The organism is Dyadobacter fanqingshengii (genome assembly GCF_023822005.2).
In the GTDB taxonomy this organism is placed as follows: Bacteria; Bacteroidota; Bacteroidia; order Cytophagales; family Spirosomataceae; genus Dyadobacter; species Dyadobacter fanqingshengii.
In genome coordinates, this window is record NZ_CP098806.1 from 4,872,679 (window position 1) to 4,895,156 (window position 22,478).

Sequence of the window (22,478 nt, forward strand, 5' to 3'; positions counted from 1 at the left end):
ACGTTTTGAGGGGTTTCTGTTTTTATTTAAAATAATACAACCAAACCTCCGTTTCGCGTTGTGTAATATTTGTGAACCAGTTAGTTTCGCTAAATAATTTGACCCTATGGATTTTAAGATAAAAAAGTCTTTTAAGCTTCACTGGAAGCTGATTATGCTTTCCATCACAATGCTTTCGCTTGCTTCTTGCGGAGGAGATAAAGAAGAAGAAAAACCCGCTGCGGTCGACGCGCCGGTTTACACATTGGTTTTTTTGGATAAAACGCAAAGCGTGCACGTCGACAAACAATATGTCAACGACAAATATCGTCAGACGTTAACCGACATTATCGAAACCAACATGAAGAATAAGGGCGACAAGCTGGATGTTTATTTTATTCATGAAAACACTTCCAAGGCCCGCGCATTATCCCTGACTGTCAGAAGCGAAAAAGACAATATGGAAGGCTCCAACGCCACAGACCGCGAAGGAATTGAAACGGCATTTCAGCTGTCATTGCAAAAGGAAAAGAGTATTTATTTAAGACAGTTGCTAGCCAAGCTAAACCAGCAAAATACAGGCGCTTCTAATCAATCGACCGACATTTGGGCAAGTTTGCCAGTGATCGCCAAAGCGGGCGAAAGCGGTTCGGAAGTGAAAGTGTATTACTTCAGTGATATGGTCGAAAGCGTAAAAGGAGCGAATCGCCGGGATTTTCACATTAAGCCTCCCAAAACTGATGCAGAGGCAGAGCAAGATGCAAAAGAAGATTCTAAACAATTAGAAAAATATGCCATCGGCTCTCCGCAGGTCATTATCGTGTCACCATTCGAACCAACCGCATCAAGTAAAGAAAACAACCCACACGTGACGCATTACTGGTCAACATTGTTTCAGGAATTAGGTGGGGTTAGTGTAGAGGAACTTTGAGTTTTTAAATGTTACGCATTGCTTTCGCGTTTACTGCTTTATCAAAAATGGCAGCGATTGGAATTTTAAATCCTTCAACTACGAAACTCTCGATAAAGCCTTGTGAAGATTTCAGTACAAGTGCGTATTCCTCTCCAACCAAATGATATTGTTCAATAGTTTGGTTTTCGGGATCGGCGATCCAGTATTCTTCAACCTTATGAGCTTCGTAATCTTTGAACTTTATGCCCCTGTCCTTTGATTCAGTTGATGTAGAAATTACCTCAACAATTAAATCGGGCGTAGGGAAAAGTATTTGATCCTCTTTAAATTGATCTGCCTTTTCCGATTTAAAATAACAAATATCCGGCTCGTAATCATTGCGGGTTAACTTGATCATAATCTTCTCGACTCCTACAAATCCTAAATCTTGTTCGATTGAATAGAGGTTAAGAAGTTGCGCAAGCAGCAGCGTTGCGCGGTTGTGTTGCAGTTTCGCAGGTGAGTGCACAACAATTTCGCCATTAATGAACTCAACTTTTTCTTGTTCAGTAATGTCGTTGTAAAATTTAATCCGTTGTTCTCGCTCCTTGTTCAGCACAGCAGTTATTGCGTTGATGATGAGATACGCATTAGGTTCATTAAGGATCTCAGAAACGATTCGTTTCTCTATCACTGTTTCTAACAATAGTGTTTCCAAATTTAATAATATTTAAGTGTAAAAAAAGTTGATTTCAAATCGTCACCCAGCCCAATTCTCCCTATCCAGGCTCCGATATTGAATAGCCTCTGCCAAATGCTGGACTTGAATGTCAACGCTGCCAGCCAGGTCGGCGATGGTGCGGGAGACTTTTAGGATGCGGTCGTAGGCGCGGGCGGAGAGGCCGAGACGCTCCATCGCAGTGCGTAGGAGGGCTTTTCCGGGATCGCTGATCTGGCAGATCTCCTTCACCATTTCCGGGGACATCATAGCATTGGAATAAATTTCTTTGTTGTTCTTAAACCGCTCGGTCTGCATGTCACGCGCCTTGATCACCCGCGCACGGATTTGCTCGCTGCTTTCTGATTTTCTTGTGGAGGCAATTTGATCAAAGGAAACGGGTGTGACTTCAACATGCAGGTCAATGCGGTCGAGTAGCGGGCCGCTGATCTTGTTTAAATACTTTTGCACAACTCCCTGGCCGCAAACACATTGTTTTTCAGGGTGATTATAGTAACCACACGGACAAGGATTCATGCTGGCAATGAGCATAAAGTTGGCCGGAAACTCAACCGTCATTTTTGCCCTCGAAATGGTCACTTTTCGCTCTTCCAAAGGCTGCCGCATCACTTCCAGCACGGAACGTTTGAATTCCGGCAGTTCATCCAGAAACAATACACCATTATGGGCCAGAGAGATTTCACCAGGTTGCGGAAAGCTCCCGCCCCCCACCAGCGCAACGTCGCTAATCGAATGATGTGGCGCCCGGAAAGGACGTCGGGAAACCAATGTAGCCTGCTTGCCAAGCTTCCCGGCAACGGAATGGATCTTCGTCGTTTCTAATGCTTCGGGAAGGCTTAATGGGGGCAAAATACTCGGAATGCGCTTCGCCAACATTGTTTTCCCAGCTCCCGGCGGACCAATCATAATCGCATTATGCCCGCCAGCGGCAGTGATCTCCAATGCCCTTTTGATATTTTCCTGCCCCTGAACATGCTCGAAATCAGCATCATACTCATTTTGGGAAGTGAAAAACAAATCGCGCGTATCCACAATGATCGGCTGAACATCGGATTTACCTTCAAAAAAAGCGATGGCGTCCGTAAGCGTTTCCACGGGGATGACATCAATGTTATTGACAATTGCGGCTTCATGCGCATTTTCGGCGGGAAGGACAAAACCTTTGTAACCCTGTTTACGCGCTTCAATGGCGATGGGCAAAACTCCCTTGATCGGGCGCAAAATACCATCCAGCGAAAGTTCTCCGAGGATAATGTAATCTTCCAGACTATGTTGGCAATTCAGCTGTTCTGAGGATTGGAGAATGCAGAGGGCAATGGGAAGGTCGTAGGCGGAGCCTTCTTTTCGAATGTCGGCAGGGGCGAGGTTAACCACCAGTTTTTGCCGCGGCATTTTGTAGCCATAACATTTGAGCGAGGCCTCTACACGCTGCTGGCTTTCTTTCACAGAACTGTCGGCCAGCCCGACCATATAAAAGCCCATTCCCTGGGCCACATTTACTTCAATCGTTGTGATTGTCGCATCCACGCCGTAAACGGCACTTCCGTAAGTTTTAGCAAGCATGTGTGTGTAATTTTAATTTCAGCAAAAATAGCAGGAAATCACAAAAACAAAGCATTAATCCAATAATGCTTGCCGACTGCTGCTAACCGACTGTTACTCAACCACAGCCGAAACGCAGATATATGTGGGTATGATCCCGGTGGCCCTTATACGGACTTCGGCATCTTCAGCTTGCGTATTACCGGTGAGAACGAGCGCCGTATCCAGGCCAAATTTGTTCCCGCCCAAAATGTCCGTATGCAAGGTGTCGCCGACCATTAAAATGTTTTGCTTATTTACGTTGGGGTAATTCTTAATGTGCTGATAAGCGAAGATAAACATCTGTGGATCAGGCTTTCCGAAGCGAATAAATTGCCTGCCGATTGTGTCCTCGATCATTTTTGCCAGGGCACCAACTGCTATCGACAAGCGACTTTTTGAAGCTGGATATGTTTTATCCGTATTAGCAACGATAACCGGAATGTTGCGTTTTCGCAGCAAATTCAGTGTTTTGGTCAAATCCGTATTCCAGTCAAAACCTTCATCATCCAGAAAAACCAAAGCATTCACATCATTTACAGAATTGAGATCCAGTTCTCTGATCGAGAGTGTTTTAAGATCTGTGGATCCAATGTAATGTGCTGAATTGTCCGTGCCTAAATAGGCTACAACGCCGTTTCTGACCTTTAATTCCAGATATTCCCTGGCCAACATTCCTGACGAAATGATACGGTCAGGAGTGACGTCGTTAATCCCCAATTTGACATACGATTCAGCCAACTGTTCCGGGCTGCGGGAGGCGTCGTTGGTAACCACATAAAAATCTTTGTCAGTTTCCCGTAGATAAGCAAATGTATTCTCAATGCCTGGAATCAGGCCATTATATGTTTTTAAAACGCCAAAGGCGTCGAAGAAAATGACTTCATATTTGGAGATTACAGACTTAAAATTGTCGAGGATCATTCGTGCTGGTGTCTTGGGAGTGAATAAAATGAGAGCGAAAATCTGGCTATAAATTGAGCGCCCTCAGGATTTTGTCTTCGTCGAAGCCATCGATCGAAGGGAAATAAAGTTCGTATGCTTCCTTCTGTAATTTGGTGCAATAGGCCCGGTGAAAGAAATATTTTCCATATTTGATCACATAATTCAGAATAAAAAAACGGTAAGCTTCTTTCATAAACCGGACTTCGTTCACCGTGAGCGGATAAATCTGGTGGTATTCTTTCAGGAAAATCATAAATCTGTCTTCCATCAACGGCCCCAGGAGATAGCTGAAAACCGTTCTGTCACCCACATTGGAACAAACACGGGCGAAAAAATAGAAATCCATGATCCGGGAAGAAACGCGAAACCAGTCATAATCCCATCTTGAATACAATTTCAAATCATCCGTTACAGAGAAATTACCAATGTTCCAGTCTACAAAAACGGGCATTTTGTCAAAGGAGCTTACATTCAGGCGCTGAATGTTTTTCATGAAAATATCGCATTGCCTTTTCAAAAGCTGGATATAGCCGCGGTGCTCGTATTGTCCGGTGTCCGAATCCAGAATTTCCAACAAATGCTGAATGTCTGTACGCAGATTTTTGGATGATTTTGGAATGGATTTCCCTGCCCGAAGGCAAGCCAGGTGGAATTTGGCGGTTTCACTTCCTAACTTCTTGATCTGTTCATCATTAAGTCTCTTGGGAAGCCGGTTCATAGCCCTGATCGGATTATAAAAAACGACCCATGTATCCACAAAATCCTCCTGGTAACGATATGTATAAACCTGATTATTTTTTACGAGCGACCGGGCAAGCACATTTTCAAATGGGTAAAGCAAATTATTGGCAAGCGCCTGAATAATCCTGTGATCTTCTTTGAAATGCTCATATTTGCCAAAATAAGAGAGCTTGGCAACAACAATATCATCATTATCCAACGTCACGCGGAAAACGTGATTCGTTGATACTTTGGCACTTATATCTTCAACAAACTTAACTCCAATCGAATTATCAAACCCTGCCCAGGCCTTCCGGATAATTTCAGGATAATCTTTTAAACGCATTTATAATTTATTTGGGCACTGCAAAATGTTGATGTTAGGTTCTTTAAAAGCTCCATTTACTGTCAAAGTTAGCAACTTCGCGGGAGCGGACACGAGGCATATATCGAAACTTTGAATAATTTTGCGGGTCAATTTTACCTTATACATTTTGTTTTTCTACTTCTCTCGCTTCCTGGTACGACTAGCGCTGCCCATTTACTTGAAAAAGCTTTGTGTAAAAGGCTTCGATAAGCTGCACAAAGGGCCGGTCCTTTTAGCTTCCAATCATTCAGGTTCGTTTTTTGATGCTGTCGTGATTGGCTCCATCATCAGGCAGCCCATTTTTACGCTCACCCGTGGCGATGTTTTCAAGAAAAAAGCGGCAGCATTCTGGCTCCGGCAGATCAAGCTTATTCCGGTGTTCCGAGGTTCGGAGGGGCGGCAATATGTTAAAAATCATGATGTCACTGTTCAGGAAGGTTATGAGGCCATGAAAGGCGGCGGCGCTGTGATCATATTTTCAGAGGGCATTTGCGTGAATGAATGGCGGTTGCGTCCGCTTGGAAAAGGAACCGCAAGAATGGCTTACCACACCTGGTATGGCGATAATGCGCTGAAAAACATGGGCGTTGTCCCTACGGGGGTTAACTACGAACATTTTCGTGGACCAGGAAAAAGAGTTTCTCTGCGCTTTGGAGACGCTATTTTAATCAATGATATAAAAACAGATCCGTTGGAATACGAGAGATGGCTGCGTGAGTTCAATGAAATTTTAGAGCGGAAAATGAGTGCAGAAGTCTGGTCAATTCCAGCTGAGCTATCAAAGGAGGAAAAGGTGGCAAACCTGAATGCATTATTTGCAGACTGTACAGTTCCGGCGAAAGGGAATGCATTTCAAAATGCCCTCGGCTGGATAGGGCGGACGATTCACCGCCCGTTTTATAATTTTTTGGAAAGAAAAACGGCCAAACTTACAGCAAGATCTGTTTTTTACGATTCAGTTCTGTTTGGAATGTTGATGTATTTATATCCCTTAGCCGTCGTTTTGCTGTCGCTCATTATCGGCGCACTTGTTGGTTGGCAAGCCGGATTAGCATTGTTTTTCGCGCTGCCGATTCTGGCCTGGTTCGGAAGCCATTATTAATCCTTCACACGACTCAAACCCATTAGTTTAAGCATCCAGTCGGGCAGCGGCTTTTGATCTTTCCTTTTCTGAATATCCAGGAACCAGCCAATTTTCTTCAAGATCGGCAGTTTATGTGTTTCTACAAGTTCGATCAATGTGCCGTCCGGATCTTCGAGATAGGCAAAACGGCCTGCTGCCGATTCCATGCCGAATGATCTTTCGCTGTCAATGGTGAATAGATATCCCTGGGATTGAAGTTTGGATTTCAATGTGTCCATATCAATTGTGTCAAAGCACAAATGGATAAAGCCACAATCACCCCAGAACCGGTTTTCAAATATTTTCTTAGGCGTGCGGTCGAGCGCTTGTACGAGCTCGATTTGAACATTGCCCAGCAAACGGCTGAATGCGCCGTGAGGCGTGAATGTTTTTCTCAATAATACCCTTCTAAAACGCTGCCCCTTAATCGAAGCCGGAATGTCCTCAAATACACCCGATTGATCGTAAACAACTTCCAGCGGTTGAAGCAGATTTTCATAGAAAACCAGAGATTCGTCCATGTTTGAAACCCCCACAACAACGCCTGCAACGCCCCCAACCGGTTTTCCGGTTTTTTGAAACCAGGTTTCATCACTCGTAATCTGAAATGTATTTCCATAAGGATCACTAGCCCAAAATCCCTCGCCTTCCGGCAAAGCAACCAATGGTCCAACCGCTTCTTTGGACTGACTTTTCAACCATTCATGCGCTTTTCTCACATCCGGCGCTTTGAAACGAACTGCATTAATGCCCAGGTCGCCAATCTCAACCTTGAAATTGGCAGGTTGGGATTTTCTGCTCGTAAATGACCAGATTTCCAATCCGCCTCCTCCTGCCAGATTAATGGCTAAAACAGCGTGTCTTTGGTGCACCTGTCCGCCTGTATAAGGCGTCATCAGTGGTGCTTCGGCCTTTTCATCAAACACCGGAACGTCAAAACCGAGCATCTTGCGATACCATTTCCATGCGTCGGGCACGTTTTGAACACCAATTCCTACCTGTTGAATTCCTGAAATCAGCGGAGCACTCATTCGTTAAAATTATGATTGGTTAAAGGCTTAATATTTAGATTCCGGGGTTAAGCGGACGGCAATTTTACAAAATAAAACGCAAACGAGGCAGCGCAACATGCAATTGTGGCGAAAATGTGGAGTTGTTGAAAATTTTCTTGGAATACAAAACTTAAATGATTACAAGGGAAACATAATAATTCATATCTTTAAAAGAGATTTCCAGAATATTATTTCTAAAAACCTGGATATCAACGCATCCATTATGGTGCATTCATCGTATGTGTTACGAGCGCTGTCTCACAAAATAGTAGAATGAACGAGTCTGTTGTTATTGCCCCAATTAGTGAAAGTTTAAGTGGATTTTTAAGTTCGTCCGAGTATTCCAAAGTATTTTTAATCACGGATAATAATACCAAAAAGCATTGTTATCCTTATTTAAAGGCGATTTTACCGGGACACAGCATTGTAAATGTCCCCAGCGGAGAATCGAATAAATTGTTGTCGACCTGTGAAAAAATCTGGGATGCGATGACAAAAGAGGCTTTGGACCGGCACGCCTTGGTCATCAATGTTGGAGGCGGTGTAATTGGGGATATGGGTGGTTTTTGTGCGGCAGTTTACAAGCGTGGAATAGATTTTATACAAGTGCCGACGACTTTGCTTTCCCAGGTGGATGCAAGTGTTGGGGGTAAATTAGGGATTGATTTTCAGGGTTTTAAAAATCATTTGGGTGTGTTTACTATGCCCAAAAGAGTGCTGATCGACCCTGTTTTTTTGCAGACGTTGCCGGAAAGGGAAATCCGATCCGGGTTTGCAGAGATCATAAAACATTGTCTGATCGCGGATGCGGCAAAATGGGAGGAGATCAGACAAAAAGACTTTGAAGAACAAAACTGGACAGATCTGATTGCACATTCGGTAAAGATAAAGCAAGTGGTTGTGGATCAGGATCCTACGGAAAAGGGACTGCGTAAAATATTGAATTTTGGACACACACTCGGGCATGCGGTGGAAACCTGTTTTCTAAACAAGCCTGCAAAAGAAAGATTGTTTCACGGAGAAGCAATTGCAGTTGGGATGATCATGGAAAGTTATCTTTCTTTCTCTCGGAAAATGATCGACCAGCGGACGCTTACCGATATTGAGGAGTTTCTTTTCGCCACATATGGTAAAGTGAACATGAAAGCGGAAGATATTGAAGAAATCATAGCCCTGACGCGTCAGGACAAAAAAAATAAAGAAAAGGAAGTGCGGTTTTCGTTGCTAAAAGGAGCAGGGCAATGTGCGTTTGATATAGTGGTTTCTGCTTCTGAAATGCGTAAATCAATAGCTTATTATTTGGGATAATTTTAAAAGATTCTAGCGTAAGTTATTGGTTTTGATGGATTTGTATAAATACATTATTGATATATATTATTCATAACCTGACAAATTAAATGCTTATGCTAAGGTCAATTTTTACTTATGCCGCTTTACTTCTGATTATTATTATCGCGGGCTGTTCCAGTGGTCGAAAGGTGTTCGTGGAGCACGACTACAGTTACGAAACCAATTTCAAGGATTATTCTTCCTATACTTTTCTGGAATGTGAGCGCGACACCAACAATCTCTGCACCGAGATTTACGAGGCGATCCGCCGTCAAATGCAAGTGAGAGGCTACAAGCTCACAGCTGAAAAACCCACATTACTCGTTAATTACGGTATTTTTTACGATAACCTGCGTTATCAGGGATATATGCAGCCGGTTATTAAAAACTGGGTGGATACTGAAAACGATGGTTTCCGATATGAACCTATCAAATATGCCTTAGATAAAGGAACGCTCATCGTTTCACTCATCGATGCCGAAAGCGATCAGGTTGTCTGGAGAGGTTACGCGTCGGGAATCTTCAAGGGTGTTGAGAACTCCAATAACCATTATAGAAGTGTAGTAAGAAGGATTTTTGACCAATATCCGCTCTTCGCGAAGGGTTATGATCCGAGGAGATATAGCGAGGCAGTAGGGCGGTAACTTTGCTTTGTCACACTGAGCGTCACTTACTTTGTCACGCTCAGTTTGACAGAATCTTGTATTTTACCTTAGCTTCAAAGTAGCCAGCGTCAAAATCGCCAGGATAATCCCGACAATCCAAAAACGAGTTACGATCTTCGATTCGTGAATGCCTTTTTTCTGGTAATGATGGTGCAATGGCGACATTAAGAGGACTCGTCGGCCTTCGCCGTATTTCCGTTTGGTATATTTAAAATAGCTGACTTGGACGATTACGGACAAGTTTTCTGCAATAAAAATCCCACACATGAAGGGGATAAGCCATTCTTTACGAATCGCCAGTGCGATAACGGCTATCACCCCACCCAGCATCAAGCTTCCTGTGTCGCCCATGAAAACCTGGGCGGGATAAGCATTATACCAGAGAAACCCGACGCAGGCGCCTATAAATGCAGCGCAAAATATCACGAGCTCTCCGGAGTTTGGAATGTACATGATGTTCAGATACTGCGAGAACTTGGTATTTCCTGATAAGTATGCCAAAACGCCCAATGTGAGCGCAATGATCCCTGAAACACCTGCTGCAAGACCATCGATTCCATCCGTAATGTTGGCCCCGTTGGAAACGGCGGTAATAATGAAAATGGCAATGATGGTGTAAATGACCCAGGTGTATTCTTCTGGTAACCAGCCGAATAGTAATGCTTTATAATCAAATTCGTTGTTTTTAATGAATGGGATTGTAGTTACAGTCGGGTGGATAATGTCGCGGTAACGCTGGATTTCTCCCAAATTAGAGCTTAGTAATGGCTGCTCATAGATCCTGATCCTTACATTGTCATTAAACGAAAGCGTAAGACCTACGATCACGCCCAATCCCACTTGTCCTACGATCTTAAATCGCCCGTGAAGGCCGTCTTTGTTGTTTTTGAATTTTTTCAGATAGTCATCGACAAACCCAATCAGTCCTGTCCAGAGCGCAGTAATAATGAGGAGGACAATGTAAACATTACTCAGTTTCGCGAAAAGCAGCACGGGAATGAGCAGTGAGGCCAGAATAATAAAACCGCCCATTGTTGGCGTTCCAGCCTTTTCCATCTGGCCAGCCAATCCCAAATCCCGGATCGTCTCGCCCATTTGCTTTTTCCTCAGGTAATTAATGATCGTTTTTCCGTAAGTCGCTGCGATAAACAGGGACAAGACCGTGGAGCCCAGCGCCCTGAAAGAAATGTATTGGAAAACGCCCGCTCCCGGGATATTAAAGTGCTTGTCGAGATATTCGAAGAAGTAATAGAGCATGAATAATGTATTGGGGATGACTTTGCAAAGTTGCTTCTTTTCAAAGACTACGCAAAAAGGCAATTGGGATTTTTACCTCCGATATCAGGAATTACGTTTTGCAAAAGCTTCCAGCAAAACCTCCTTGTCGTCGAAATGATGCTTTACGCCCTTAATTTCCTGATAATTTTCATGGCCCTTCCCGGCAATTAAAATAATGTCTTCGGGATTCGCTTCTTCAAAAGCCCTGTTAATGGCCTCATGCCGATCCTCAATGACAGAAGTTTTTTTGTAATCCAATGGCGGAACGCCTTTCCGCATTTGTTCCAAAATATCCATAGGATCCTCGTAACGCGGATTATCGGACGTAAGAATAACGCGGTTGCTGAATTTGCAAGCAATAGCAGCCATTTTCGGGCGTTTCTCGGCATCCCGGTTTCCCCCGCAACCCACAACCGTGATCACCTTCTCATTGCCGCTCCGTAGGTGATTAATCGTTTCCAAGACATTCTCCAGAGCATCAGGTGTATGCGCGTAATCCACAATGCCGACAATGTTATCAACAGAATGAAACTGCTCAAAACGCCCCGGAGGGCTTTTCAAATTGGAAAGTTCGGTAAGAACCGATTCCGGCTTTTCACCTAAAAGAACTGCCGCACCATAAACGGAAAGCAAATTATAAGCATTAAACCGCCCAATCACCCGAAACCACACGTCCTGCATATTGATATCCATATGCATCCCAGCCAGCGTATCGGAAATTATTTTTCCTTTAAAAGTCGCTAATGTCTGCAGAGAATAGGTTTCGATTTTGGCTTTTGTATTCTGGACCATGACAGCGCCACGGCGATCATCCAGATTAACGAGCGCGAAAGCTGTTTTCGGAAGCTGGTCGAAGAATCCTTTTTTTGCTTTGATGTAATTCTCAAATGTTTTGTGGAAGTCGAGATGATCGTGGGTAATGTTGGTAAATATGCCTCCTGCGAAATGCAGACCGGTAATCCGGTGTTGCGCGACGGCATGCGAGCTCACTTCCATGAACACGTGGCTGCAATTCTTTTTCTGCATTTGGGACAACAGCTGGTTCAAAGCAACCGCATCCGGCGTGGTGTGTGTGGAAGGGATCACTTCGTCCTCAACCTGGTTTTGAACAGTGGAAATCAGGCCGCAGCGATAGCCCAATGCCCGGAAAAGCTGAAACAAGAATGTGGCAACAGATGTTTTGCCATTTGTGCCCGTTACACCCACCAATGTGAGCTTTTGGGAAGGATTTTCATAAAATGCCGCGGCTATCAGCCCCATCGCTTCCGCCGAATCCGCAACCTGAATATAAGTAACATTTTCATTCAGGCTTTCCGGAAGCTCTTCGCAAAGAATGGCAGTTGCGCCAAGCTCGGTCGCAGTGCTTATATATTGATGTCCATCGGTTTGTGTTCCCCTGAGGGCTACAAACAAACTTCCGGGCAAAACTTTCCTGGAATCCAGGATAATGCTTTTAATTATTACTATGTCAGAGCCGGTAACATTGGCCCCGGCTACGCCAATCAGGATATCGCTTAAAATTTTCTCTGGGGTGCTCTCCATGCAGGAATTACTGTAATGTTAATAGGATCGTTTTGTTGCCCGCGGCATTGGTTCCGGGCGGCAATGATTGTTCTACTACTTTGCCCGAACCTTTAAATGTGACATTGAATCCTTTATTTTCCAAAATATACAAAGCATCACGCATGGCCAGCCCTTGCAGATCGGGCACGTCTTTCGAATCCATACTGCGTGATTGCCAGTTGGTCTTTCCCTTTTTTAATAGTGACCCGGCAGCATATTCAGCATTTCCCGGCACAGGCGTTAGTTTTAGCTCCTTGCTGATAATTTGCATATCAGCTGATCTGCCTGCCCATTTCACATCCTTTGATTCTTCGGGCAATGAGTCTTTAATGGGTTTTTGAATGCTCACATCGTAAGCGTAAATGCGATCGGCCACTTCCTTGAAAACCGGCGCTGCAACGCTCCCAGCATATAGTGTATAATTCGCACCCTCACCCTGAGGCGTGTCGATGATCACAATCGCGCTGTATTTGGGCTTATCGGCTGGGAAATAGCCAGCGAACGAAGTGTAATATTTTCCGGGCGTATAAATGCCGTTGATCAGTTTCTGTGCAGTTCCTGTTTTCCCGGCTATCTGATACAGTTCAGAACTAATGTTCTTGGCGGAACCAGCTTTCACGACGCCTTCGAGCATTTTCTTCACTTTTTTAATGGTCTCGGGAGAGGCAATCGGCTTGTCTTCGACATACGGCGGGATTTTATCCTCAACACCTTCGGCATTCCTGATCTCACGAACGATCATCGGGCGAACCCAGTAACCGTCATTCGCAACAGCATTATAAAGCGCCAGCGTTTGCAGCGGAGTCATGACCATTTCGTAGCCGTAAGACATAAAGGTTAATGAATAGGCGCTCCATTGTTTAGACGTGCGATCTTTAATGTAAGGAGGCTTTTCGCCTTTCATATGAATGCCCGTCGGCGTGGTCAGGTGGAATTTTTTCAAATAGGAAAGATAAGCATCCGGTTTTGAGAAGAAATAGCGCTGCATCAGCAGATGAACACCAATGTTGGATGATTTTTCAAAAACCTGTGTGGCGGTCAAAACACCGTGACCACCTCTTTTGGAATCATTGATGGACGTCCCACGAAAACGTACCGAGCCGGCACCTGTGTTTACAGTAATCTCGTCGGGGTTCATCTTCGTTTCTTCCAAAAGCGCCATCATAGTCGGCAACTTGAATGTGGAACCAGGATCTGCTCCGCCTGCAACGGCGTAGTTAAAAACTTCTTCGTATTTGCCTTCTCCGCGTTTGGTCAAATTGGCCATCGCACGAATTTCGCCCGTTGCCACTTCCATAATGATCACGCAACCGTAATTGGCTCTGCTTTCGATGAGTTTTCTGCGCAAAGCAATTTCTGCGCGGTCCTGAAAGTTCATATCCAATGTGGTGTAAATGTCCCTTCCGGCTTCCGGCTGCACATTCAGCGCGTCGCCCACCGGAATTTTCATCCCGCCTTCCACCAATTCAACCCAGCCTATGCCGGCTTTTCCTTCCAGATTTTTATCAAAGCTCGATTCAAGACCAATGTAGCCACGTCCGCTTTTTGGATCGATGCCGCCAATGGTCCTGTCGGCCATAGGACTAAATGGTTTATAGCGTTTATAAATCGTTTCGAATTTACCCCCACCACCTTTTCTGTTTTTTACAAAAAATGGCCATTTCTTAACCTTTTCGCGATCCAGATGGCTGATCTGGCGGGATTTAAGCCTTAAATATCTTTTGTTTTTACTCACCCGATAGCGCATGATCTTATTCTTGTAACCTGCCGCAGTGTTTTCTCCAAAGCTCTTGGCAAGCAAAGAAGCGAGCTCGTCAATGTTGTTTTTGAAATAAGCCGAATCCGCCACTTTGGTGTCGAGGCCAACATAATAATAGGGCAGAGAAGTAGCCAGTAGCCGGTCGTCATTGGAATAAATGTTCCCGCGCATGGCCGGGATTGTGTCAATTTTCAGGTCATTTTTGGCAGAATATTCCGCCCAGGTTTTGCCTTTGAATTCGTCGTAATACTGCACGCGGATGAGCTTGCCAAAAACCGCAATAGCCAGTAAAAACAAAAGCCAGCCCACCGTCCGGGCCCGGGCAATCAGCGCTTTCTTATTGTTCTGACCGCTTTCAACGTCGTTCTTCATTACTTCTTGGAAGAAAATTGAGCTTATAAAGATTGAGTGTATTTCATGTGCCGGGATCGACTAATCGTCTTCTTCCGACTTGATAATGATCTTTTTAGGAGGGATCAGGTTTTCTTCGAGACCTTCGGCTTTCACTTTTTCAATGATCACCGACTGCAGCCCGCTTTTCATGTATTCGGCATGAATGGACGTGTATTCAGCCCGGAGATCATCCACTTCTTTTTTAAGTTTAATGCTGTTTCGCACATATTGTTCAGACTGAAAACCAATGCGTTCGTAGGCAACAAGCAGAATGACAATCCAGCCGAAATAATAGAAATATTTAACGGGAAGCCGTTCTTCCTTGCCCGGCGCTTTTTCACCAAAAACTTTATCCAACGGCAAAAATTTATTCAGCCAGTTGAATAAATGATATTCCCGCTTGCGTTTCGCAGGCTTGGGAGGCTTAGGCGGAATGGGCTTAGGTCTTCTTTTATTTTCCGACATTCTCAAGTGGGGATTTTAAAAACTATATTTTCTCTGCAATCCTGAGCTTAGCGCTTCTGGCCCTGGGATTTCGCGCAACTTCTTCCGGAGTTGCTTCCACCGGCTTTCTGGTAACGCTGCTTAGGGGCCTAATCGCATTTCCGTAGAAGTCCTTTTCTAATTCTCCGTCAAATTTTCCTTTTAAAATGAAGTTTTTGACCAAACGGTCTTCCAGTGAGTGATAGGACATGACAACCAATCGCCCGCCCGGATTAAGCACTTCCGGAACCTGCGTCAGGAACTCTTCCAGAACGGCCAGTTCATCATTGACTTCGATCCTTAATGCCTGAAAAACCTGAGCAAAATATTTGTTTTCGCGGTGCTTAGGGGCGTATTTTAGCAAAATTCCTTTCAAATCTGCAACCGTGTCAATTGGCGTGCTATGCCTGGAAGTAAATATGGCCTCGGCAGCTGTGCGGGCATTGGTCACCTCGCCATACATGCCCAAAATCCGCTGTAATTCGGCCGAAGAACGTGAATTGATCACCTCGCGGGCCGTTTTTTCAATGTTAGGGTTCATGCGCATGTCCAGGTCAGCATCAAACCTTGTGGAAAAGCCCCTTTCCGGCGTGTTGATCTGGTGCGATGAGACGCCAAGATCTCCGAGAATTCCGTCCACTTTTTCAGCCTTATGCAATTTCAGGTAACGTTTCAAATGCCTGAAATTGGCTGCTATGAAGGTAAATCGTTTGTCATCTTTGAATTCCGCTGCATTGGCAGCCGCATCGGGATCCTGATCAAAAACCAGCAGTCTGCCGGTCGTCAGCTTTTCGAGGATTGCCCGCGAATGTCCGCCGCCGCCAAAAGTCACATCCACATAAACGCCCTCCGGTTGAATGTTAAGCCCTTCCAGGCATTCGGACAACATGACAGGCTCGTGATATGTACTTTGTAAATCCATTTGTTAAAAGCAACGTACTTAGGAACTAATTCTTGCCAGCAGGCAGTTACAAACTTAGCAATTTTCAAGCGTACGAACGGCTGTCGGCAAAGGATTTAATTTCGGCAGCTAAACGTTAATTTAATATCAACCCACTGTATATGAGAGTCATTCACCAGATTGCTGCAATATTCACTTTAATTGCTTTCGTTAGTTGTAAATCTTCCCCGCAAACGGACTTAAAAACAGGCGCCTGGCGCGCAACATTGAGCCGCGATGAGAACAGGATCCCGTTTATTATGGATGTATCCAAAAACCCGGACGGGAAAACTTATTCGGTCGTAGTGATCAACGACACGGAAAGGTTGAAAATGGACACAGCATTTTTCCAAAACGACTCGCTGGTGATCCCAATGGAGCTTTTTGATATGAAAATTATTGCAAAGGCCGAAGGAGAAAAGCTGAAAGGCACTTATTACCGCTATGCGAAGGGCAAAGTTGCCGGCTCAATTCCTTTCGAAGCCGAGTTTGGTAAAGATTATAAATTCTTCAAACCGGGCGAAGCAAAAAGCACCAAAACCGTTGCCGGGAAGTGGGACGCAACATTTATTACAGAATCCACAGGCGATACAACACAATCCGTAGGAACATTTGTCCAGGATGGAACAAATGTAAAAGGCTCCATACTGACCACAACGGGCGATTATCGCTTCCTGACGGGCAATGTCAATGGCGACAGTCTGTTTTTATCCACATTTGACGGCTCCAACGCAAAACTTTTCAAGGCAGCCATTCAAAGCGACGGTTCGCTGAAAGGCTCTATGTGGTCGGGCGTGAAAAGTCTGCGAAGCTTCTCTGCCAAGAAGAATGATAAAGCGAAACTGCCTGATGCAGCAAGTCTTACTTACTTAAAGCCTGGTTTTGAAACGGTTGACTTCACATTTCCTGACTCAGACGGCAAACCTGTATCATTAAAAGATCCAAGATTTAAGGACAAAGTCGTGATCATTCAGATTATGGGCTCGTGGTGCCCGAATTGTATGGACGAAACTAATTTCGTAGCGCCCTGGTACAAAAAGAATAAGGACCGCGGTGTCGAGGTTGTTGGCTTGTCATTTGAAAGATCGGATGATCCCAAAGTCTCCAATCCAAAGCTCAAACGCATGATCGAGCGCATGGGAATCGATTATCCGATCCTTCTGGCCGGAACCAACACCGACGAGGCAACAGCGAAAGCATTGCCGATGTTAAACAAGGTAATGTCTTATCCGACAACGATTTTCATAGATAAAAAAGGCAAAGTACGCGAGATCCACACAGGTTTTTCAGGCCAGGGAACCGGCGCTTATTTTGATGAATTCGTGACCGATTTCAATGGCTTAATGGACAAGCTGATCGCTGAAAAATAATTTAAATACAGCTTTTTCAAAAACGCATTGTCCTTCGTTGGGCAATGCGTTTTTTATTAAACTAAAATTAGTATGCTTGCATAATAGTGGGCTGATTTCTTACATTTGTGATAAGGGGCACTCCTGACACCATTAAGATTTTTTCAACGATGCGTAAGGAAAAAACGATTGATTTCCAGATAAAATGGGCCTGGCATTCGATTTCCAGAATGTACAATGCCTACGCCGCACGTTTTGATACAACCATGGCCGTCGGCTATGTATTGCTCAACATTGACATTGAAAATGGCACGCCAGCAACCAAAATAGCCCCTTTGCTCGGCATGGAACCACGAAGTCTGGTACGGATGCTGAAAAACCTGGAAGAGCGCGGACTCATTAAACGTGAGGTCAGCTCGCAGGATAAGCGGTTTGTCAGGATCGTGCTGACGGATTTAGGAAAAGAGAAACGGGAACTGGCGCGGGAAGGTGTTATTTCTTTCAATACCATGATCAGGGATAAAATTCCGCTGGATAAGCTGGTCGTTTTTTTTGATGTAATTAAAGATATCAACAAACTGGTGGAAGAGGAAAATCAAAAACTCAAAGCCGGCGAAATAGAAGAAGAGCTTTAAACCAAACCTTTAAATAATGAATCGTTCAATTCGTAAAGTAGCCGTTTTGGGCTCGGGCATTATGGGATCGCGCATTGCTTGCCACTTTGCCAATATCGGTGTGGAAGTTTTGTTGCTCGACATTGTTCCAAAAGAACTTAACGACGCCGAAAAAGCCAAAGGAATGACCAGCGAACATCCTGCTTTCCGAAACAGGCTCGTGAATGATGCGTTACAGCAGGCCATCAAAGCATCCCCGGCACCACTTTACAGCCCGACCTTTGCCTCACGCATTAAGACAGGGAACTTCGATGATAACCTGTCCGATATCAAAAATTATGATTGGGTGATGGAAGTCGTTGTCGAGCGGCTTGATATTAAGAAAAGTCTTTTCGAAAAAGTGGACGCTTTGCGCAAGCCGGGAACGCTTGTAAGTTCCAACACATCCGGAATTCCGATCCATCTGATGGCAGAGGGCAGGAGCGAAGATTTCCGCAAGCATTTCTGCGGAACGCACTTCTTTAATCCACCGAGATATTTACGCTTACTGGAAATCATCCCGACGCCGGAAACCGACCAGGAAATTGTTAATTTTCTGATGCATTACGGCGATCTTTTCCTGGGCAAAACAACCGTTTTGGCAAAAGACACACCGGGTTTCATTGCTAACCGACTTGGAATCTATGCATTGATCCAGACCATTCGCGTTGCCGCCGAAATGGGCATGAGCGTGGATGAAGTGGATAAGCTTACCGGCCCGGTTGCAGGGCGTCCGAAATCAGGAACATATCGCCTTTCGGATGTTGTGGGATTGGATACGACGGTTCATGTTGCCAATAACTTATATGCTTCGGGCGAGGGAAAAGACGAATCGCGTGATGCATTTGTGGTCCCCGAAATCATGCAAAAGTTGTATGATAACAAATGGCTGGGCGATAAAACAGGACAAGGTTTTTACAAAAAAATAAAGGACGAAAAAGGCAAATCCGTCATTCTTGCGCTGGATTTCAGCACATTGGAATACAAGCCTTCTGAGAAAGTTAAGTTTGAAACTCTGGAAGGCACCAAAGCAATCAGCGATGTGTGGAAACGTTTTCCGGTGCTTGTTGCTGGCAAAGACAAAGCCGGCGAATTTTACAGAAAAACATTTGCCGATGTTTTCAGATATGCCTCATTGCGAATCCCTGAAATCTCGGACGAAATTTTTCGCATTGATCAGGCCATTTCCGCAGGCTTTGGCTGGCAATATGGCCTTTTCGAGACCTGGGATGCCATTGGTGTGAAAAACATGCTTACCATTATGGAAAGCCTGGATATAAAACCTGCGGATTGGGTTTATGAAATGATCGCAGCGGGTAATGAGTCGTTCTATAAAGTGGAGAACGGCAAGCGTTCTTATTACGACATTGTTTTCAAAACCTATAAGAAAATCCCTGGTCAGGACGGCTTCATCCTGCTTAACAATCTCTCTAACAACATTGTTTGGAAAAACGCGGGGGCAAATTTGTATGACATTGGCGATGGAATCCTGAACCTGGAATTCAAATCGAAAATGAATACGATGGGTTCTGAGGTGATCGAAGGGATTAACAAAGGCATTAGTCTGGCGGAAAAGGATTTTCGCGGATTAGTGATCGGTAATGAATCCAGCGAGGCATTTTCTGCGGGTGCAAATCTGGCCATGCTGTTCATGTTCGCGATCGAGCAGGAATTTGATGAAATCAACATGGTTATCGCGCAGTTTCAGCAGACCATGATGCGGGCGCGTTATTCTTCCATTCCGGTGGTTACAGCGCCGCATACACTGGCATTGGGTGGCGGTTGCGAGTTGAATCTGCATGCGGATAAAGTCGTCGCCCACGCTGAAACTTATATGGGACTCGTGGAATTTGGCGTCGGGATTATTCCCGCAGGCGGCGGTACGAAGGAAATGGCGCTGAGGTGTTCGGATATGTATCACGCAGGCGATACGGAATTGAACATTCTCCAAACCGCATTCATGAATATCGCGCAGGCAAAAGTGTCCACATCCGCGCAGGATGCACGTGAAATGAATTATTTGCAGGAAAAAGACCAGATTGTTCTCAACCGGTCGAGATTAATCGGTGAGGCCAAGCAAGCTGCCGTTGAGCTTGCGGATAATGGTTATACGCAGCCAAAACAGCGAAACGATATCAAAGTTCAGGGAAAAACGGGCATTGCCTTGTTTATGGCGGGTATTGCGCAAATGCGTTTGGCAAATTATATTTCAGATCATGATGCTAAAATCGCGAACAAACTTGCTTATGTAATTAATGGCGGGGATTTGAGCTACGCGCAGAATGTGACTGAACAATATCTGCTCGATCTAGAAAGGGAAGCATTCCTCTCACTTTGCGGCGAAAAGAAAACCCTCGAAAGAATGCAAGGCTTACTAAATGGCGGCAAGCCACCCAGAAATTAAATAAACAGCGAATTCAATTTCATTGAAAATCTTCAAAGGAATTATTGTTTGACCAATTAATGTTCTGTTGTTAGCAGGATATTCGGTGAAATGTTCGATATTTAGAATTGATCATCTTGAATTCGGGATGGAAACGATTCGCCTATATGCTAAATCGACTATAAAGTACATTTAAGCAACAATGATTTCAAAAAAAGCAAAATACGCGCTGAAAGCTTTAAAAGTTTTAGCAGAACAATACGGAAAAGGGCCGGTCCTGATTTCCTATATTGCTGAAAAAGAGAAGATTCCAAAGAAATTTCTGGAAGCGATATTGCTTGACTTGCGTAATAATGGTGTTTTACAAAGTCAGAAAGGAAAAGGCGGTGGTTATCTGCTGCGTATTCCCCCGGGCGAAGTTAACTTTTCAAAGGTGTTACGCATTATCGACGGTCCCATTGCACCGGCACTTTGTGTTTCCATGTTTTTTTATGGAAGATGTGACGATTGTAAAGACGAAGAAACATGCAGCCTTCGCCTGGTGTTGGAAAGATGGCGTGATGCTAACTTAGCCGTTTTGGACAGGACCACATTGAATGATCTTCTTCAGGCTGAAAAGGCAGAGCATGAAAAGCAGGCAGAAAGTGTTCAGCAAACGGATGTTTTAAGCCAATTATAGACGATCGTTGCGCACATATAAACGTGTGTCATCAAAGTCACCGATCAGTTTGTAGTTACTTCGGATATATTGAAAAAGCGCAGGGTAACTCTCAATTCCCTGGGCTTTTTTGTTTTGAACCCACATGCTATTTTTCCCCACCGCATCCAGCACAATCGCAGGCTTAGTGCGCTCAATGTCTGACAGATAGCGGCTTTTGTATTTGGCCTGCATAGGATGACTGAAAATGGATCGCTCTGAATGGTTTTCTGCTGTTCCATGCGGGAGCTGTGCCTCTACGTAATACACACATTGCCAGCCCCATACGACCATGTAATCATTTTCTTTACTGTATTTTTTCAATTCAATCACCACCGGACTTTGTGCCAGTGTGCGCGCTTCTACGGAATCAAATGCATTTAGCCGCCGCTCTTTGATAAAATGATAGGCATCATTGGCCCCAAACCAGAGTAAAACAATAACAGGAAACGCAAACGCCCATTTTTCGATCCGCGATAAGCCATAGCCCGCCAGCAATGTCCAAGGAATGATGCAGAAATTAAGGTAATGTATAAAATCATTGCCCGACTTGGTAACCGCATAAATGCTTGAAAACAGCAACAGTATAATGGTCACCGGAATGATCAGATTCCTTTTTTCAGCCTTTGATTTAACAAAAATCTGGTAAAAAGCAACCAGAATCGGAGCGATCAGTGCTAATGTAAAAATCTGGAAGTCAGGCGTTAGTGAGAATATTTTGGCGAATTGCCCTGGAATTCCCCAAAAGCCTTCTCCACCAGCATAAATTACATTTCCCAACAAATAAAAATAGATCAGATCGGAAAACACGCCGAGTGCTAATGTCCAGAGCAAGGTCACAACAGGGAATGTTAAGCCGCCCAGAATGAGGAAAAGCAGCGGTTTCGTTTCTCTTTTTGTTTTAAAATATTGGTAACCAACCCATAACCCGGCAGCTGTCAAAACCAGCGCCTGCGGGACAGCTTGCAGTTTCGCGAAAGGAATCGCGCCAGCAGCTAAACCAAGGAAATAAAGGTTGTTTTTAAGATTTCCAACATTCACCGTCGCCCTGGAAAGTAGCCAGATGCAAACGGAAAGCAAAAAAACGGGCAACTGCTCGCTGGAATAATGCACAAAATCCACTTCCTGCGTAAACGCCAGAAACAGCACCGGCACCACGGATATTTTGCGTGCTATGGCAACACCAAACCAGTTTTTCAGCGAATAAAAAAGAAAAATCAATGCCCCGCCAGCGCACAAAAGGCCCATAACGCGGCCGGAGGTGTAGTTGATCTGGAAACCTAATAACCTCGGAATTGCCAGCAGATAGTTGTCGAGCGGGCCAATAGTGGTGCCGTCCACAGAGCGCCAATAAACGGGATCTTTGAAAAACGTAATGGCGTGGCTTAGCATCTGGCTTTCGTCGGGGTTGAGCTCCCGGTTGAAAACGACGACTGGTAAACGCATGAAAATCAGCAGCAAAATGGCTGATATGATGTAAGTTCTGGTAGAAATGGGCTTGAAAAAAGCCGAGAAGACAACAAATGCCGCTAATGCGTATCCTATAAACCAATAGACCGGCGGGGAGTTGTCGAAAGTGAGCATAGGC

General features: G+C 44.6%; 19 protein-coding genes. 8 read left to right on the plus strand and 11 right to left on the minus strand.

The window, feature by feature from the left end; all coding sequences use genetic code 11:
• Positions 1–154: 154 nt before the first annotated feature.
• The gene (locus NFI81_RS20380; RefSeq protein ID WP_234615370.1) at positions 155–910 is read left to right on the plus strand and encodes a hypothetical protein; all 756 of its coding nucleotides are present in this window, start codon (positions 155–157) and stop codon (positions 908–910) included.
• Positions 911–914: 4 nt separating this feature from the next.
• Here the strand turns inward: NFI81_RS20380 and NFI81_RS20385 are convergent, their stop codons facing one another.
• From NFI81_RS20385 to NFI81_RS20400, 4 genes are all read right to left on the minus strand, one after another.
• Complete coding sequence (locus tag NFI81_RS20385) at positions 915–1,589, minus strand: Uma2 family endonuclease (RefSeq protein ID WP_234615275.1); 675 nt, start codon at positions 1,587–1,589, stop codon at positions 915–917.
• Positions 1,590–1,631: 42 nt separating this feature from the next.
• Positions 1,632–3,173 carry a YifB family Mg chelatase-like AAA ATPase gene (locus NFI81_RS20390; protein ID WP_234615274.1) on the minus strand — a complete coding sequence of 514 codons (1,542 nt, stop codon included), beginning with the start codon at positions 3,171–3,173 and terminating at the stop codon, positions 1,632–1,634.
• Positions 3,174–3,266: 93 nt separating this feature from the next.
• The gene (locus NFI81_RS20395) at positions 3,267–4,115 is read right to left on the minus strand and encodes a TIGR01459 family HAD-type hydrolase (RefSeq protein ID WP_234615273.1); all 849 of its coding nucleotides are present in this window, start codon (positions 4,113–4,115) and stop codon (positions 3,267–3,269) included.
• A 46-nt stretch (positions 4,116–4,161) separates the two neighbouring features.
• Positions 4,162–5,202, minus strand: a complete 1,041-nt coding sequence (locus tag NFI81_RS20400; RefSeq protein WP_234615272.1) for an aminoglycoside phosphotransferase/kinase family protein — start codon at positions 5,200–5,202, stop codon at positions 4,162–4,164.
• A 148-nt stretch (positions 5,203–5,350) separates the two neighbouring features.
• Between NFI81_RS20400 and NFI81_RS20405 the strand changes: the two genes are divergently transcribed.
• On the plus strand, positions 5,351–6,325 hold the full coding sequence (locus NFI81_RS20405; protein ID WP_234615271.1) for a 1-acyl-sn-glycerol-3-phosphate acyltransferase: 975 nt from the start codon (positions 5,351–5,353) through the stop codon (positions 6,323–6,325).
• On the opposite strand, the gene NFI81_RS20410 is transcribed toward NFI81_RS20405, so the two are convergent.
• Positions 6,322–7,377, minus strand: a complete 1,056-nt coding sequence (locus NFI81_RS20410; RefSeq protein ID WP_234615270.1) for a VOC family protein — start codon at positions 7,375–7,377, stop codon at positions 6,322–6,324. The two genes, NFI81_RS20405 and NFI81_RS20410, sit on opposite strands and share 4 nt — an antisense overlap.
• Before the next feature lie 294 nt (positions 7,378–7,671).
• Between NFI81_RS20410 and aroB the strand changes: the two genes are divergently transcribed.
• Positions 7,672–8,706, plus strand: coding sequence for a 3-dehydroquinate synthase (gene aroB / locus NFI81_RS20415; protein ID WP_234615269.1), 1,035 nt, complete (start codon positions 7,672–7,674; stop codon positions 8,704–8,706).
• Between the two features lie 89 nt (positions 8,707–8,795).
• Positions 8,796–9,371 (plus strand): DUF4136 domain-containing protein, encoded by a 576-nt coding sequence (locus tag NFI81_RS20420; RefSeq protein WP_234615268.1) that lies wholly within the window; start codon positions 8,796–8,798, stop codon positions 9,369–9,371.
• 63 nt (positions 9,372–9,434) lie between these two features.
• Here NFI81_RS20420 and mraY read toward each other — a convergent pair whose 3' ends face one another.
• From mraY to rsmH, 5 genes are all read right to left on the minus strand, one after another.
• Positions 9,435–10,649: a phospho-N-acetylmuramoyl-pentapeptide-transferase gene (gene mraY / locus NFI81_RS20425; RefSeq protein WP_234615267.1), complete on the minus strand. Its 1,215-nt coding sequence runs from the start codon at positions 10,647–10,649 to the stop codon at positions 9,435–9,437.
• A gap of 84 nt (positions 10,650–10,733) precedes the next feature.
• Positions 10,734–12,212 (minus strand): UDP-N-acetylmuramoyl-L-alanyl-D-glutamate--2,6-diaminopimelate ligase, encoded by a 1,479-nt coding sequence (locus tag NFI81_RS20430; RefSeq protein ID WP_234615266.1) that lies wholly within the window; start codon positions 12,210–12,212, stop codon positions 10,734–10,736.
• A gap of 7 nt (positions 12,213–12,219) precedes the next feature.
• Complete coding sequence (locus NFI81_RS20435) at positions 12,220–14,364, minus strand: PASTA domain-containing penicillin-binding protein (RefSeq protein ID WP_234615265.1); 2,145 nt, start codon at positions 14,362–14,364, stop codon at positions 12,220–12,222.
• Positions 14,365–14,424: 60 nt separating this feature from the next.
• Positions 14,425–14,850, minus strand: a complete 426-nt coding sequence (locus NFI81_RS20440; protein ID WP_082216777.1) for an FtsL-like putative cell division protein — start codon at positions 14,848–14,850, stop codon at positions 14,425–14,427.
• A gap of 22 nt (positions 14,851–14,872) precedes the next feature.
• On the minus strand, positions 14,873–15,790 hold the full coding sequence (gene rsmH, locus NFI81_RS20445) for a 16S rRNA (cytosine(1402)-N(4))-methyltransferase RsmH (RefSeq protein ID WP_234615264.1): 918 nt from the start codon (positions 15,788–15,790) through the stop codon (positions 14,873–14,875).
• 140 nt (positions 15,791–15,930) lie between these two features.
• On the opposite strand from rsmH, the gene NFI81_RS20450 reads away from it, so the two are divergent.
• The 4 genes from NFI81_RS20450 (at position 15,931) to NFI81_RS20465 (ending at position 20,872) form a co-directional block, all read left to right on the plus strand.
• The gene (locus NFI81_RS20450; RefSeq protein ID WP_234615263.1) at positions 15,931–17,178 is read left to right on the plus strand and encodes a peroxiredoxin family protein; all 1,248 of its coding nucleotides are present in this window, start codon (positions 15,931–15,933) and stop codon (positions 17,176–17,178) included.
• Positions 17,179–17,327: 149 nt separating this feature from the next.
• Positions 17,328–17,792: a MarR family winged helix-turn-helix transcriptional regulator gene (locus NFI81_RS20455; RefSeq protein WP_234615262.1), complete on the plus strand. Its 465-nt coding sequence runs from the start codon at positions 17,328–17,330 to the stop codon at positions 17,790–17,792.
• Between the two features lie 16 nt (positions 17,793–17,808).
• A complete protein-coding gene (locus NFI81_RS20460) occupies positions 17,809–20,214 on the plus strand; it encodes a 3-hydroxyacyl-CoA dehydrogenase/enoyl-CoA hydratase family protein (protein WP_234615261.1) in 2,406 nt (801 codons plus the stop codon).
• Positions 20,215–20,395: 181 nt separating this feature from the next.
• Positions 20,396–20,872 carry an RrF2 family transcriptional regulator gene (locus NFI81_RS20465; RefSeq protein ID WP_234615260.1) on the plus strand — a complete coding sequence of 159 codons (477 nt, stop codon included), beginning with the start codon at positions 20,396–20,398 and terminating at the stop codon, positions 20,870–20,872.
• Here NFI81_RS20465 and NFI81_RS20470 read toward each other — a convergent pair.
• Positions 20,867–22,474, minus strand: coding sequence for a hypothetical protein (locus tag NFI81_RS20470; RefSeq protein WP_234615259.1), 1,608 nt, complete (start codon positions 22,472–22,474; stop codon positions 20,867–20,869). The two genes, NFI81_RS20465 and NFI81_RS20470, sit on opposite strands and share 6 nt — an antisense overlap.
• Between the last annotated feature and the right edge of the window lie 4 nt (positions 22,475–22,478).

Excerpts from the sequence above, each read along its gene's own strand:
- NFI81_RS20440 (WP_082216777.1), bottom strand. The coding sequence starts at position 14,850 with ATGTCGGAAAATAAAAGAAGACCTAAGCCCATTCCGCCTAAGCCTCCC.
- NFI81_RS20450 (WP_234615263.1), top strand. The coding sequence starts at position 15,931 with ATGAGAGTCATTCACCAGATTGCTGCAATATTCACTTTAATTGCTTTC.
- aroB (WP_234615269.1), top strand. The coding sequence starts at position 7,672 with ATGAACGAGTCTGTTGTTATTGCCCCAATTAGTGAAAGTTTAAGTGGA.
- mraY (WP_234615267.1), bottom strand. The coding sequence starts at position 10,649 with ATGCTCTATTACTTCTTCGAATATCTCGACAAGCACTTTAATATCCCG.
- rsmH (WP_234615264.1), bottom strand. The coding sequence starts at position 15,790 with ATGGATTTACAAAGTACATATCACGAGCCTGTCATGTTGTCCGAATGC.
- NFI81_RS20430 (WP_234615266.1), bottom strand. The coding sequence starts at position 12,212 with ATGGAGAGCACCCCAGAGAAAATTTTAAGCGATATCCTGATTGGCGTA.
- NFI81_RS20435 (WP_234615265.1), bottom strand. The coding sequence starts at position 14,364 with ATGAAGAACGACGTTGAAAGCGGTCAGAACAATAAGAAAGCGCTGATT.
- NFI81_RS20460 (WP_234615261.1), top strand. The coding sequence starts at position 17,809 with ATGAATCGTTCAATTCGTAAAGTAGCCGTTTTGGGCTCGGGCATTATG.
- NFI81_RS20465 (WP_234615260.1), top strand. The coding sequence starts at position 20,396 with ATGATTTCAAAAAAAGCAAAATACGCGCTGAAAGCTTTAAAAGTTTTA.
- NFI81_RS20390 (WP_234615274.1), bottom strand. The coding sequence starts at position 3,173 with ATGCTTGCTAAAACTTACGGAAGTGCCGTTTACGGCGTGGATGCGACA.
- NFI81_RS20420 (WP_234615268.1), top strand. The coding sequence starts at position 8,796 with ATGCTTATGCTAAGGTCAATTTTTACTTATGCCGCTTTACTTCTGATT.
- NFI81_RS20470 (WP_234615259.1), bottom strand. The coding sequence starts at position 22,474 with ATGCTCACTTTCGACAACTCCCCGCCGGTCTATTGGTTTATAGGATAC.
- NFI81_RS20410 (WP_234615270.1), bottom strand. The coding sequence starts at position 7,377 with ATGAGTGCTCCGCTGATTTCAGGAATTCAACAGGTAGGAATTGGTGTT.
- NFI81_RS20380 (WP_234615370.1), top strand. The coding sequence starts at position 155 with ATGCTTTCCATCACAATGCTTTCGCTTGCTTCTTGCGGAGGAGATAAA.
- NFI81_RS20400 (WP_234615272.1), bottom strand. The coding sequence starts at position 5,202 with ATGCGTTTAAAAGATTATCCTGAAATTATCCGGAAGGCCTGGGCAGGG.
- NFI81_RS20455 (WP_234615262.1), top strand. The coding sequence starts at position 17,328 with ATGCGTAAGGAAAAAACGATTGATTTCCAGATAAAATGGGCCTGGCAT.
- NFI81_RS20395 (WP_234615273.1), bottom strand. The coding sequence starts at position 4,115 with ATGATCCTCGACAATTTTAAGTCTGTAATCTCCAAATATGAAGTCATT.